The sequence below is a fragment of the Roseobacter weihaiensis genome, assembly GCF_020622345.1.
GTDB classification, from domain to species: Bacteria; Pseudomonadota; Alphaproteobacteria; order Rhodobacterales; family Rhodobacteraceae; genus Roseobacter; species Roseobacter weihaiensis.
In genome coordinates this window covers 73,603-86,994 of record NZ_JACNMO010000014.1, presented here as the reverse complement: position 1 = coordinate 86,994, position 13,392 = coordinate 73,603, and the positions used below count along the sequence as shown (strand labels likewise).

At 58.4% G+C, this 13,392-nt stretch carries 11 protein-coding genes; 6 read left to right on the top strand and 5 right to left on the bottom strand.

Going from position 1 to position 13,392, the window contains the following annotated elements; translation table 11 throughout:
- Positions 1–3: 3 nt before the first annotated feature.
- The 3 genes from H7847_RS15765 to H7847_RS15755 all read right to left on the bottom strand — a co-directional run bounded on the left by H7847_RS15765 (position 4) and on the right by H7847_RS15755 (position 3,336).
- Positions 4–1,107, bottom strand: a complete 1,104-nt coding sequence (locus H7847_RS15765; protein ID WP_227270441.1) for an ABC transporter ATP-binding protein — start codon at positions 1,105–1,107, stop codon at positions 4–6.
- The gene (locus H7847_RS15760; protein WP_227270440.1) at positions 1,104–2,192 is read right to left on the bottom strand and encodes an ABC transporter ATP-binding protein; all 1,089 of its coding nucleotides are present in this window, start codon (positions 2,190–2,192) and stop codon (positions 1,104–1,106) included. Before H7847_RS15760 ends, H7847_RS15765 begins: the two co-directional genes overlap by 4 nt.
- Positions 2,193–2,568: 376 nt before the next feature.
- A complete protein-coding gene (locus H7847_RS15755; protein WP_227270439.1) occupies positions 2,569–3,336 on the bottom strand; it encodes an NAD(P)H-dependent oxidoreductase in 768 nt (255 codons plus the stop codon).
- 94 nt (positions 3,337–3,430) lie between these two features.
- Here H7847_RS15755 and H7847_RS15750 point away from each other — a divergent pair, with 94 nt between their 5' ends.
- A complete protein-coding gene (locus H7847_RS15750; RefSeq protein ID WP_227270438.1) occupies positions 3,431–4,330 on the top strand; it encodes a LysR family transcriptional regulator in 900 nt (299 codons plus the stop codon).
- 152 nt (positions 4,331–4,482) lie between these two features.
- Here the strand turns inward: H7847_RS15750 and H7847_RS15745 are convergent, their stop codons facing one another.
- Positions 4,483–7,209 carry an EAL domain-containing protein gene (locus tag H7847_RS15745; RefSeq protein WP_227270437.1) on the bottom strand — a complete coding sequence of 909 codons (2,727 nt, stop codon included), beginning with the start codon at positions 7,207–7,209 and terminating at the stop codon, positions 4,483–4,485.
- Positions 7,210–7,704: 495 nt separating this feature from the next.
- Positions 7,705–8,610 carry a LysR substrate-binding domain-containing protein gene (locus H7847_RS15740; RefSeq protein WP_227270436.1) on the bottom strand — a complete coding sequence of 302 codons (906 nt, stop codon included), beginning with the start codon at positions 8,608–8,610 and terminating at the stop codon, positions 7,705–7,707.
- Between the two features lie 53 nt (positions 8,611–8,663).
- Here H7847_RS15740 and H7847_RS15735 point away from each other — a divergent pair, with 53 nt between their 5' ends.
- The 5 genes from H7847_RS15735 to H7847_RS15715 all read left to right on the top strand — a co-directional run bounded on the left by H7847_RS15735 (position 8,664) and on the right by H7847_RS15715 (position 13,329).
- Positions 8,664–9,605: a DMT family transporter gene (locus H7847_RS15735; protein WP_227270435.1), complete on the top strand. Its 942-nt coding sequence runs from the start codon at positions 8,664–8,666 to the stop codon at positions 9,603–9,605.
- A gap of 57 nt (positions 9,606–9,662) precedes the next feature.
- Positions 9,663–9,881: a hypothetical protein gene (locus H7847_RS15730; RefSeq protein WP_227270434.1), complete on the top strand. Its 219-nt coding sequence runs from the start codon at positions 9,663–9,665 to the stop codon at positions 9,879–9,881.
- 306 nt (positions 9,882–10,187) lie between these two features.
- Positions 10,188–10,907: an MFS transporter gene (locus tag H7847_RS27205; protein WP_227270433.1), complete on the top strand. Its 720-nt coding sequence runs from the start codon at positions 10,188–10,190 to the stop codon at positions 10,905–10,907.
- A gap of 151 nt (positions 10,908–11,058) precedes the next feature.
- Positions 11,059–12,207: an MFS transporter gene (locus H7847_RS15720; RefSeq protein WP_227270432.1), complete on the top strand. Its 1,149-nt coding sequence runs from the start codon at positions 11,059–11,061 to the stop codon at positions 12,205–12,207.
- 207 nt (positions 12,208–12,414) lie between these two features.
- Positions 12,415–13,329 (top strand): PhzF family phenazine biosynthesis protein, encoded by a 915-nt coding sequence (locus tag H7847_RS15715; RefSeq protein ID WP_227270431.1) that lies wholly within the window; start codon positions 12,415–12,417, stop codon positions 13,327–13,329.
- Positions 13,330–13,392: the final 63 nt, after the last annotated feature.

Sequence of the window (13,392 nt, the reverse complement as noted above, 5' to 3'; positions counted from 1 at the left end):
GGGTTAGGTCCTCTCCGTTGTTGCTTTTTTGTCTTGGTGGATAACTGTCCCGCCGGTCGTCGCCGCGCGATAAAGCGCGAAACGTGCCTCGGCCCTGTCTGATCGGTTGGGGGGTGCAGACTCTGTAGGTGGCATCGCAATATCCTGCCAGAAATGGCAGGCAACCTGATGCCCCTGCCCGTGCAGCTTTGGGCTTTGGGATTTGCACAGCGGCTGAACATGTGGGCAGCGGGTGTGAAACCGACAGCCGGATGGCGGATCGGAGGGGCTGGGCATTTCGCCTTGCACGGCTGGCTTTTTATCCCTTGATGTGCCCTCCATGGACGGTATCGCCGAAAGCAGCGCCTGCGTATAGGGGTGCCTTGGCGTGGCAAACACCTGCTGGGCGGTCCCGATTTCGACAATCCGGCCCAGATACATCACCGCAACGCGGTCGCTCATATGGCGGATCACACTGAGGTCATGCGCAATGACCACCAGCGTCAGACCCAAGTCGCGCCGCAGATCACCGAGCAGATTGATGACCTGCGCCTGCACTGACACATCCAGCGCGGACACCGGCTCGTCACCGATGATCAGTTTCGGCCCGGAGGCGAGCGCCCGGGCAATTCCAATCCGCTGACGTTGCCCACCGCTGAACTCATGCGGGTAGCGTCCCGCGTGTTCAGGCCGCAGCCCGACCTTGCGCAACAGCTCCGCAACCTTGGCGCGCCTGTCGTCTGCGTTCATGTCCGGTGCATGAACCTCCAATGGTTCTCCGACCAGCTTTCCGACGCTCATCCGCGGGTTCAGCGATGAAAACGGGTCCTGAAAGATGAACTGCATGTCCCTGCGCAGCCTCTTGAGCTTCGCACCCTTCGCGTGGGAAATCTCCGCGCCATCAAAGAGCACGTTGCCAGCCGTTGGCTCCAGCAAACGCATCAGCAAGCGCGCGAGCGTGGATTTACCACAACCGGATTCCCCGACGATCGCAAAGGTTTCCCCGCGCCGGATCTTCAAGGAGACACCGTCTACTGCCTGTACGGGGGGCTTGGGGGACAACCAATTTCCGCCATCGCCAAAATGTTTGACCACATCGACCGCCTCGAGGATCACATCATGGCTCATGCGCTTACCACCACGTGTTTTTCCAATGGGACATAGTGACAGGCCACACCGTGCTCAGGGGCGACATCGGTCAGCTGCGGGCGGGTCGCACAGTGCGATGTTGCAAAGGCGCAGCGGGTCCGGAAGCGGCATCCGTCCGGCATGTTGGAAATTGTCGGCACTGTTCCGGGAACAATAGCCAGCCGCTCACCGGGCCTGTCAAGGCGCGGCATCGCGCTCATCAGCCCGATTGTATAGGGATGCTGCGGGTTGCGGAACACTTCTTCCACCGGTCCCTGTTCCACAATCTGGCCCCCGTACATGACGGCCACCGTATCGGCTATTTCGGCGACCACCCCCAAATCATGGGTGATCATGATCGTTCCCATCCCCGTTTCATCTCGCAGGTCACCAATCAAATCCAGGATCTGCGTCTGAATAGTGACATCCAGCGCGGTCGTAGGTTCATCCGCGATGAGAATCTGAGGGTCATTGGCCAGCGCCATCGCAATCATGACCCGCTGACGCATACCACCAGACAATTGGTGCGGATATTCTCGCAACCGCTGCGTCGGATTGGCGATGCCGACCCGCTGCAACATCACCTCCGCGCGATCCAGCGCGGCAGAACGGCTGCCGCCACGGTGGCGCTGCACGACTTCGGCAATCTGGTCCCCAATACGAAAGGCCGGATTCAGAGAGGTCATCGGCTCCTGAAAAATCATCGCGACCTCATTGCCGCGCAATGCGGCAGGCAAACGATCTGTCACAAGGTGCCACTCGTCTGACGAAATCTGCATTCTACCTGAGGAAATCTGCGTTGCGCTCTTGGGAAGCAAGCCCATGATGGCCATTGATGTCACGCTTTTTCCGCAACCTGACTCACCAACAACGCATAGAATCTCTCCGCGCCTGACGCGCAGGCTGACGTCCTGAACAACGTCATTTTCCTGGCCCTTGAACCGCAATGTCAGATTTGACAAAACCAATAAGGAGTCCTCGGACGCGAAGTCCTGTCTGATTGCATGTCGCGAAGAAGACATTGCGCCGTCTTTCCCCCACTCACCGATTCGCGAAACCCTCGAACCAATTATAAATTGGTTCACTGTTTTGGCGAGTCATTCCCCCGAGCCTTTGGGTGAATGTGGAATACACTTCTGCCGCACATGCAAAATGCCCAAAAAAGATGCGCGGGCGAAACTGGGGGGCAGCATTTCGGATGTTTCTGTATCCCGATTGCGGAGGTTCTGCCGCCAAGAATGGGCGCGGGCGACAGCGCCTCTGCGGTCGGGGCGAAGGCTGGGAGTTTGGCACCAGCCTGTCCGGCAAGCGCAATCAAAACACAACCGATGAGCGCCCATCACAAGGCGTAAACACAGTTTCAAAAGGCACCCGTCAAGGCAAATTGCGGAGCAGCGCGCCGATGCCCCGACCGCCATCAAGGCGACATCTGTTGGCATTGGAACGATCTAGATCTGCGACTTATCCGCAACTGTTGATTTGCGTCTCCGGCTCGGGGCTTCGCGACCTGAGAGCACAGCCATGTTCATCCCAATCATCCCAACATGGAAACGGAATAGGGTCGATATCCTCCAGTGCCATCAGATAGGAGCGCCAGTCAGACAGGTTTCGCGAAAGCCTTTCTTGCAGGCTCTTGTCGTCCTCATATCTGTACCCATGGCCCTGCACGCCAAAGGAGATAAAGGGCGGCAAGACCGAAAAGCCCATGTAGTGCAGCGAGTATTGGATCGGCCAAAGCATGGTCTGGAAATCTCCGCCACGACTGCCTGGACCAAACACTTTTTCCGGCGCGCCTGTGGTGACAGAGACAATCGCACGTTTTCCCCGGAAGTAGCCGGTATCATAGCGCATGCGGCTGGTGTAAAGGCCCCCGTTCAGGAACACACGATCCATCCAACCCTTGAGAATGGCGGGTGGGCCGTGCCACCAAAGAGGAAACTGCAGGATGACCAGATCGCTGCGCTTCAGGTTCCCCACCTCGCTTCTGATCTCCTTTGGCAGGGTGTCGTTTTTCCAAGCATGACGTTGCTCGTTCAGCGCCGCAAAAGTCACCACATCTGCGCGGTCGCGGTAATGCGTTCCTCGTTCAACCGGATCAAAGCTGGTCCGGTAGAGATCATTCGTGGTCACAGCATAGCCGCTGTCGCGCAAGGCCTGACGTGCCGTTCTCGTCAGGGTACCATTGTATGAAGAGGGCTCTGGATGGGCGTGAACAATATGGGCATGCATTTCGATCTTCTCCGACGCAGATTGCTATGCGCCCTACTCTTTCCTTTTCATTTTTGTTAGTAAATATACAAAGATGTAAATCGGTATTTCAGAAATGAACAATATGCTTGACTGGAACGACTACAAGGTCGTTCTGCAGATTGCCGAAGCCGGATCGCTCGCCAAGGCCGGCCAGCTGGCCGGATCAAGCCATCCGACGATGTTCCGCAAGATAAACGCGGTAGAAGAGAAATTGGGAGTTCGGCTGTTCGAACGTTTTCGAACCGGGTACCGGCCAACGGCCGCCGGTGAAGAAATCGTAGCCGTCGCACGCCAGATGGCGGACCTCACGACAGAAACAGAGCGACGCGTGGCCGGACGTGATCTTAGACCATCCGGCATCGTGCGTATAGCAACCACAGATACGCTGCTGCTGGGTTTGCTGGCCCCGGCAATTGCAAAGCTGCGCCAAGCGGAACCCGAGATAACTCTTGAGATCATCGTTTCCAACGAGATATCCGATCTGTCGCTGCGGGAGGCGGATATCGCGCTCCGGCCCACTTCATCACCGGCGCAGCATCTGGTCGGGCGCAAGTTGGGCATCATCAAGCAGGCAGTCTATGCGCCGCAACACCTTTGTCGGGCAGGTTCAGGTCAGCAACACCTCGGCACCTGTCCTTGGGTCGGCCCCGACCCGACCATGATCTATCCTCAGCTTCATTCGTGGATGGAGAAACATGGCTACGATGAGGCGTGTGTTTGCCGGATGAACACCACCCTTGGCATGCATGCAGCGGTCCGCGCAGGTGTCGGCCTCGCGGCTTTGCCCATCTATCTTGCCGAAGCCGATCCGGAACTAGTGCGTCTTGGCGATTCAATCGATGACATGACCATCGATCTTTGGCTTTTGACGCATCGCGATCTGCGCCGAACCGCGCGTGTACGCGCGGTTCTTGACTATTTCGCCAGTTCTGATGTCCTCCTTTCACGCCTGGGGCAGGAACATCAGAGCTGACTTTTTCGGGCAACAGAAAATGCCTTCCCCGGCGTTTGGTTCGGGCTCCGGAAAACCCGTGACATCATCGCGCGGGTCAGTCTCGATTGCGCGGGGTTTGAAGAGTGCAGAGCGTTGACGGATGCCGGCTGGTGACGCCCGCCATCCCGCCTTTAGGCCGATACCTGCGATTGCCTGCTATCTTGTCCCTTCGCCCACGAAATGAAGTCTGACAGATTCATGGGCCGCCCGAAAAGATAGCCCTGCAGGACATCCGCACCCGCAGCCAGTATCGCCGCAGCTTCGGCTTCGGTTTCGACACCTTCAACCGTCACCCCTGTCCCCACGCTTTGCGCCATCTCGATCATTCCTCTGACGAGGTTCCTGCGTTCCGGGTTCTGATCGATCCCTGGGACAAAGACACGGTCTATTTTCAACCGGTCGGGTCGAAGCTCCAACAGGCCCGCGAAACTGGCGTGACCTGTGCCAAAGTCGTCGATCTCAATGCGGATACCCTGGCTCTTCAGTTCCCAGATACGATCGCGAAGTTCTTCGTTGATGTTGTCCATAAAGGCCGTCTCAAGGATCTCGATCGTCAGAGTGCCGGGAAACGGGCCGGCCTCTTTGATATCCACCATGAGGGCGGGATCGGAAAGACGTTGCGCCGAGACGTTCACCGACATGCTCGGCAGGCTGATACCCGCTGCTGTGACGTCCGACCAAGCGGCGAGAGCAAGTTGAAATATCCTGGCGTCGAGTTGCGCTGTCAGACCAAGCTCCTCTGCCAGCGGCAAGAAAACCTCTGGTGACAACCGCCCTCGTTTGGGATGTTCCCAGCGCGCGAGAACTTCACACCCCAGCACCATACGCCCCTGCGCCGCGACCTGAGGCTGGAGGTGGATGCCAAGCTCGTTCCGCTCGAAGGCCCGTTTGAAATCGTTGAGCATTTCCATGCGCTCTTCGTGCAATGCCCCCATCGTGGACGCATATGCAACAGCGCGATTCCGCCCCTGTGCCTTGGCCTCGTAGAGCGCTAGATCAGCGCGTCGCCGGGTCTCGGCCCCCTGCTCGTGCGGCCCAACGATGGCGAAACCGACAGAGGCACCTGTTCGAAGTTCGGCAGGTCCGAAATCAACTGTTTCGCAAAGACAATCAACGAGACCGTCGCAGAACATCTGCGCTCTTCCTTCATCGCCCTCGAAATCGATCAGCATGATGAACTCATCACCACCAATGCGAAATGCGAAGTCTCGCCCGCTGCGCAGATGCGCACGCAAGCGGTCTGCGGTGACTATGAGGACGCGGTCGCCCGCGTCGTGCCCGTAGCTGTCGTTCACATCTTTGAAACGGTCGAGATCAATCGCAATGAAGAGGATGTTCTGACCCTCTGAGGTGCCACCTACCGCTGAAATTTCATCCAGCAGAATTCGGTTCCCGAGGCCCGTAAGCGCATCATGGCGCGCGGCCCAAGCGCTTTCTTCCTGAACTTTCCGGAGGGCAGAAAACGATTTTTCCGCGAGCAGCCGCATTTCGCGTTCTTCGTTGAGGCGCGCGAGCTGGGTATTGATTTCTCCCTCGATCCTGTCGAGAATCCCATTGAAACTGATCGCGAGCCCGCTGTTTTCGGTTGACCGCTCAATCGTCAGCCTGTCACCCGTTTTGCCCTTGCGGTGGTGGCTTCTGATCTGTCGAACAAAATCGGCGAGGGAGTTTTGCTCGCGGTTTTCTGCGAGGTTCAGCCCGCGGACCTCGTCTCGCCGCGTCGCACGAAACAGACCGGCGCGCTTGAGGAGCAATGCAAGCGGTGTCAGAGCCAGAACAACCCAAGTGCCGATGGACAGGATACCTTGGATCTGAACACCGAGTTGTTCGAAACGGGATCCGGCAGGGAGAAGCGACGGGTCCCCAAATAACGCAACGGCCAGGGTGCCCCATATTCCTGCGGCGAGGTGAACCGGAACTGCGGATACCACGTCATCAATACGAAGCGCCTCCAGAAGCTCCACGGCAAGCACCATGACAACAGACCCAAGCGCACCTACCAAAAACGCATCGTTGGCCGTATAGATGTCGATGCCCGCCGTGCCAGCGACCAGCCCGGCCAGAACGCCGTTGATGATAATATCGACCCGGGCGTACCTGTAAATCAAAAGGCAGACGATGATCGCGGCGATGCCGCCACCCGCAGCCCCAATGGTGGTTCTGGCAATAATGGGTCCTACCGCCTCGCCGAAGAAAAGCGCACTGCCGCCATTGAACGCGCCCCATCCGATCCAGAGGAACACCGCGCCGAGCGCCTTCATCGCCGTTGAACTGCCTTCGAATTTCCGACGAATATGGGTGAACCGCCCGAGCCTCGGGCCCACGATACAGATTGCGACCAGCGCAGCCCAACCGCCGACGCTGTGAACAACCGTCGCCCCGGCAAAGTCATGAAAGCCGGAGCTTTGGAGCCACCCTTGGTCCTGAGAAAAAATGCCACCACCCCACACCCAGTGACCGACAACCGGATAGACGACCGCCCCGAGCGCGAGGGAAAACAGGACGTAGCCAATATATCGCTCCCGCTCCGCCACGGCCCCAGACACGATCGTCGCGGCAGTGGCGGCAAATGCGAGTTGAAAGAAGAAGAGCGCTGCAAGCTCACCTGTGGTGTTATCAAGTGGCAAAAGAAAGCCGGTCGTGCCGAACAACCCCGCGTGGCTTGTGCCAAACATAATGCCGAAGCCGAAAATCCAATAGACGGTCGCAACGCAACAGATGTCGCTGATGTTCTTCAACGCGACATTGCTCGCATTCTTGGCGCGCACCGTCCCCGCTTCAAGGCAGAGGAAACCGCACTGAAGATCCAACACGATCAGCGCACAAAGGATTATCCACAGTTCGCTGACTTCTGACATTGAGAGTTGCTGATCCTAAACCTGCGTATCGGCTTCTATAGGCCGGCGACTACTAACATTCCCTGAAAACGGTTTGTTTTTAATCTACATGGCTGCAGTCATGCGGCTGCGCGGGCAATGCTGCGCTCGGGCGTTCCAGCAGGCGCAGGGCACGCCTTGGAGCACATAGGTGATGTATCCGGCAACAACTGAAGGCGGCAGCGATGCAGTCTGACCTCGAAAACACTTTGAAAGGGACCGGTCAACTCACCGGCATCTGCAAGGGCATCAGGGAAGAGTGTATCCCAGCAGCAACTGCCTAGGCCCGCAGGAAACGACCAAAAATCAAACACCAATAACACCCCGTAACAGCCCGGCGGGAAGCTCCCGGGCGAGGGCATTTTCAAAAAACCAACACCGCGTCCGTGCCGGAACAAACCGCAAGAAACGAAAGCCGAAGACCTTTTCAAAGAGACAGCCCGGACTGCGTGAATTCCGTGTCGGGGCGGCTTTCAGCTATTGGGACAGCTCATCGGACAACCAGGACAGAAGCTGATCTGTGTTTGGGTGCTGATCACGCGCTGTGCCGCGAAACACCGATATCTCCGTCGGTCGCGCCACGAATTCGTCGCAGGGTCTGATGAGCTTACCTTCCCCGATCATGCCTTCCGTTGTTCTTCTCCACCCAAGGGCAATACCCTGGCCGGAAACAGCCGCCTGAAGGGCCAAAGGATAGCTGTCGAAAGTGATAATCCGGGGACGTTTCGGCAACGAGGCACCAACGCTCTCGAACCAATCCTGCCATTCCATCCAATCTTGCGGCACGACAGAGTGGGACAGGAGCGGATACGAAACAAGATCACCCGGCCTTACGGGACGGCTCCCCCGCGCAACGAGGGAGGGTGCACAGACCGGGAAAACATCGTCCGCGGCAGTGAAGGCCAGCCGTGCCGAACCAGACGCGCGACCTGACGTCTGAATGGCAACATCGAACGCCTCCGACGCCTCTGTCAGTGGATTGAGTGCGCTAACCACCCGCAACTCGATGCCGGGATGTCGTTCGTGGAACCTCGCGAGCCTTGGCATAAGCCAATAGAATGCCTCGCAGAGTTGACAGTGCAGCACCAATTCGCCCGACCGCCGACAACCTTTCAAAATAGCAATTTCAGCGGCAACATCGGAGAGGGCCGCGCCGACGACCCGCCCGAGCCGCCGACCGGCATCCGTCAGGAACACCGCCCTGTTACGACGCTCGAAAAGCGCAGTCTCCAGTTCCTGTTCCAGCAGCCCGATCTGCTTGCTGACGGCCGTCTGGGTCATACCCAACTCGACCGCGGCCAATGAAAAGCTCTCATGTCGCGCCGCAGCCTCAAAGGGCTTCAGGCGCGACAGGGGCGGCAGATGGCGGCTGGATCTATTCATGACCAGAACTCATGCATATTTTACAAAAATTCCTTTTTAATATGAAAACATACATGATTTTGGGGAAGTATCGAGGCGCAACAGATAGCGGGACAAAAGTGGTGGTCGTTGGTGGACCGTATCAAACAAGAACTGCGGTTTTCGCGATCATCGCATCCGTGGCGGCCTTGTCCCTGGGGGATGCCCTCATCAAGACGGCAAAGCTATCACTCCCTTTGTGGCAGATGTATATCCTGCGCTCTGCGCTCCTTTTGCCTGTCCTGTGGTGGTTCGCCCGCAGCCAGGGACCGATCACGCCCAAAGCCCCGTTCTGGACCGTTATGCGCAGCATTCTGCTGGTCGTCATGTGGCTAAGCTATTATTCGTCGTTGTCGCTCATGCCATTGTCTCTGGCAGCCGCAGCCTACTACACTGGACCCATCTTTATTGTGGCATTGACTGCGCTCATCAGTTCCAAATGGCCTAGGCGTCGTACCCTCTTTTCAATCGGGTGCGGTTTCATCGGTGTTCTGATGATCATCCGCCCTGATATGGCCGGTTTCGATCTCGGAACGCTATTGCCGATGATCGCCGCCTTTCTTTATGCCTGTGCGATGGTGCTGACCTCGGTAAAATGTCAAAATGACGATCCCGTCGCGCTGGCACTTGCCCTCCACCTGGCTTTCATCATGGTCGGCGCGCTGCTTGGGCTTTTCTCCGGTCGAGAAGGATCGTTCATTTTTGGGCCCTGGCAACCTGTTGATCTGCGCCTGTTCGCAACCGTCGCCGCCCTCGCCGCCCTGATCCTGATCGGAAGTGTCGGTGCCGCAGTTGCATATCAAAAAGGGCCGCCCACCACGGTCGCGGCCTTTGATTACAGCTATCTCGTGTTCAGTCTGATTTGGGGACGCTTGTTCTTTGGCGAGTTGCCAGGCAATATCGCCTTGATTGGCATCGGTGTCATCGTCAGCGCGGGCCTTCTGGCCATGCCACCCCGGCAAAGGCGATCAAAGTGAGACAAAGCCGAACCTCAAAACAATGCGCAAAGTGACCATCAAACCGGGTGGGTCTATTTGGCTGCATACACCATCCTGTCGTTCATCCCCGGTCTGGGCGTTTTCATGGGGCCCGGACAATCGCTTTCATGCGGGATGGGCGTGGCGGTGTTCGGCATTCTTGGCGGTCCGCTCAGCCGCGTGATCGTCATGACTGCATCGTGTATCGGTTGGGGCGTGCTCCTTGCCGGGTCCAGCCAAGCGTTTCATATGCCGAAAGGGGCCGGAGTGGGCTAGTTTGACGTGTGACAGACTGCGCGCACGCAAACAGATGGGTTGCGCTGGTGGCTCATGTCGTCCCGGTGAGCGTGCTTTGATGCCAACGCATCAGATCAGGTCACCTGGAACGCGGCTTTCATCCCACATCGAAGACCGGCAATTTGCCCCGCAGCTCGCGATCAAGCCGACTGGTCAGGAAACGTTGGGTTTGAAAACCGGCAACAAACAACATTCTGCCCGACAAACTGACAAAAACATCCTCCTTCCTTAACCTTAAAAGAAAAGCCACCCACTCCGTCTGTCGAATACTTCGTTCTGGTGGCGATGCTGATTGCGATTCGCGCCTTGGGGACAGACCTGATGCTGCCCGCACTTGACGTTATCGGTCTGGAAGTGGGTGCCTGCACTGCAAATGACCTCCATTACATCGTCACGGCATTCTTCTTGGGCATGGCGGGTGGTCAGCTTTTTGCAGGGCCATTGTCCGACAGTCTTGATCGAACGCCCGTGATCTGTGCTGGATACGGTCTCTTTATCCTTGGCTGCGTGATTTGCATGGTCCCTGAGAGTTGGGCAATCATGCTGGCAGGCCGCCTGCTTCAGGGTTTTGGCGCAGCGGCCGCGCATCGTTACCGTAGCACTTGTCAGGGACGCCTGCGCGGGACGCGCCATGGCGCGCATCATGTCCATCGCGATGGCGGCTTTCATCATTGTTCCGATCATTTGGCAAGGGCTGATCTATCTTGGTGGGTGGCGGTCCAGCTTTCTCGACTTTGCTGCCTTGGCGAACTTCGTTTCAATCTGCTTCGCCTTTTCTGTGTCGGGATCATCTTCGGGAACCTGAATGCGCTGGCACTGGAACCGCTTGGCCAGATGGCCGGATTGGGCGCGACGTTCCTTTCTCTGCTACTTGCCGCAGCGATTGGGCAGCGCTTCGACGGAACCGTCTTGCCGCCGGTCGCCGGTTTCGCGGTACTGGGGGTGGCGGCCTGCCCTGTTGTGTTTTGGACAAACCGTGCATCACGCATGGAAAGCATTGGATAGGGTGCCAAGCCGTGCCCAGACAGCAGACGCCTGCTTGCAGCGGATGCTCAGCTTATCTCCTCCGCTGCCCGTTGCGCATGTGGTGCTCCGATCCTATCGTGCTGCCATGGACCGGACCGTGCAACCACAGCCATCAACGAGGCCAACGATGGTGACCGACTGGCATTCGGTCGTGGTGGTCGTGTTGGGCATTACGGTTTTCGCAATCGCTCAAGGGCTCACCCATCCTTTGATTTCGCTTTTGCTCGCCGAACGCGGGGCGTCGGATCTGGTGGTCGGGCTCAACGCAGCAGCATTCATGCTGGGGCTGGGCCTTTCGGTTCTGGCTGTGCCGCGTCTGTCAAGACGGCTGCGCGCCGGGCAGATCATCGTGGCAGGTCTGATCGGCTCGGTAGGGGTCCTTGCCGCCCTGGCGATCTTCGACACTGTCGCTGCGTGGTTCGTCCTGCGATTTGCACTCGGCTTCTGTGTCAACGCGATCTATGTCTTTGGGGAAGTCTGGCTAAACGTCGCGACGGCGGACAAGGTCCGTGGCCGCGTCTCGGGGCTCTACGGCGCTGGCATGACAGCGGGCTTTGTGATCGGCCCCATGATGATCCCGTTGTTCGGCACTGAGAATGGTCTTGCCTTCGCGGTCTGCGCCGTGATCGTGTCGCTGGTTGCCTTTGCCTTCGCGCTTTTATCTAGGCGGGCAAAAGCTGAACCCGATAGGTTCGAGCTCTCGGATCTGCCGCGTTTTGCCCGCGCAGCACCGCTGCTTCTTTTTCTTGTCCTCGCCTTCGGCTTTGCCGACGCGGTCGCTCTGGCCCTGGCGCCGCTGCATCTGACCGCAGGCGGTGCCTCGGTGAACGCGGCGGCGACCTTCGTCGCGGTTCTTCATGTCGGCATGTTTGTCGCCCAGCCGTTTCTGGGCATTCTGCTCGATCTCAAGGACAGGTGGGTCATCGCCGCGTCATGCCTCTTTGCAACCGGTCTCTCCTTCGGTGCCCTGCTGTTTGTACCCACCACCAGCTGGCTCGTTTGGCCGCTCGGCGCGGTTGCAGGAGCTGCATTCTTTGGCATCTACACCTGCGCGCTGGCGATCCTCGGGCGCGATCACCAAGGCGCGATGCTGGTCGCAGGTGCCTCGGCTTTTTCGGTGGCCTATGCGCTCGGCGGTATGGTTGGCCCTGCAGTTTCCGGCGTTACCAGCACGCTGCTGCCCGGCGCGGTCTTTCTGCCGGTGGTGGTGATCGGATTTGGCGGCGCGCTCCTCGTTATGCACCAGCGGAAGAAAATCTCCGGCCTGATGGGGAATTGAACCGGTGTGCGATGTCGCCCTGCGCGATCATGCGGCATGGGCTTTGGGTCAGCTTGGATCCAGTAGTCGCAAACGCGTTGCCCGGATCATAAGGGGGGCGGGCGCTGAAATTCCGGAGGCGTTGCAGTTGCACCCTCAGCGCCTTGCAGAGCTCTCAGCCTTAGGGGGCCCTTGCCAATGACGCCAGATCTGCAGGACAATAGCGTGATGAAGACGAACACCCTTTCATTCAGCACCGTCGACGTTTTCACGCGAGAGCGTTTCAGCGGCAACCCCGTTGCAGTCATCCACGATGCACGCGATCTGGATCCATCACAAATGCAGGCAATCGCGCGGGAGTTCGGCTATTCCGAGACAACCTTCATCCTGCCGCCACGCGATGCCGGGAGCATTGCACAGGTCCGTATCTTCACCCCCCACGCAGAAGTACCTTTTGCCGGGCATCCCAACATCGGAACCGTTTTCGTCATGGCACATGAAGACACAGCCGCACGCGGCCCGCTGCCGGACGTGGCAGTGCTTGATGAGTTGGGCGGTCCAGTCCGCATATGGCCCCTGCGCGAGGCGCAGCAGTTCATCGGCGCGCAGATCGAGGCCCCGCAGCCGCTGCAAACGGTCGGCGAGGTTGATCCGAATGTGATCGCAAGGTGTCTTGGACTTGACCTTGCAGATATCGTTTCTGACAAGTTCCCACCCTGTGTTGCGTCGGTCGGCCTGCCATTCGCGTTTGCCGAGCTGCGCAATCTCGACGCGTTGGCCGCTATCGAAACCGATGCTGCTGCCTTTCGGGGGGCCGCGCAAACCGGACCAGAGACGGTTGATGGTTTTGCGGTCTGCGCTTTTGTCGTGACGCAGCAGACCGGTTCGACGACCGCCATCCGCTCACGCGTCTTTTCGCCGCTCGGTCACCCTCCGGAAGATCCCGCCACCGGAAGCGCTTCTGGTGCCCTTGCAGCGCTTCTTTCATGCGCGCAGGACCAGGACACAGGCCTCTTCACGATCACCCAAGGTGTCGAGATGGGGCGACGGAGCGAGATTGACGTTGAGATCAACGGGCAAGATCGCCAACCCCGCATCCGGGGACACTGCGTGATGGTCAGCCGGGGTACGATGAGCGTATGAAACGAGAGGCTTAGACGGAGCTGGCGCACAAAACATGTGCTATTGGGGTTGAAACCCGAAAAG

What these genes read in the sequence shown, in the direction of transcription:
- H7847_RS15715 (WP_227270431.1), top strand. Translation starts at nt 12,415, where the DNA reads ATGAAGACGAACACCCTTTCATTCAGCACCGTCGACGTTTTCACGCGA.
- H7847_RS15765 (WP_227270441.1), bottom strand. Translation starts at nt 1,107, where the DNA reads ATGAGCCATGATGTGATCCTCGAGGCGGTCGATGTGGTCAAACATTTT.
- H7847_RS15740 (WP_227270436.1), bottom strand. Translation starts at nt 8,610, where the DNA reads ATGAATAGATCCAGCCGCCATCTGCCGCCCCTGTCGCGCCTGAAGCCC.
- H7847_RS27205 (WP_227270433.1), top strand. Translation starts at nt 10,188, where the DNA reads ATGCTGATTGCGATTCGCGCCTTGGGGACAGACCTGATGCTGCCCGCA.
- H7847_RS15745 (WP_227270437.1), bottom strand. Translation starts at nt 7,209, where the DNA reads ATGTCAGAAGTCAGCGAACTGTGGATAATCCTTTGTGCGCTGATCGTG.
- H7847_RS15735 (WP_227270435.1), top strand. Translation starts at nt 8,664, where the DNA reads ATGATTTTGGGGAAGTATCGAGGCGCAACAGATAGCGGGACAAAAGTG.
- H7847_RS15750 (WP_227270438.1), top strand. Translation starts at nt 3,431, where the DNA reads ATGAACAATATGCTTGACTGGAACGACTACAAGGTCGTTCTGCAGATT.
- H7847_RS15755 (WP_227270439.1), bottom strand. Translation starts at nt 3,336, where the DNA reads ATGCATGCCCATATTGTTCACGCCCATCCAGAGCCCTCTTCATACAAT.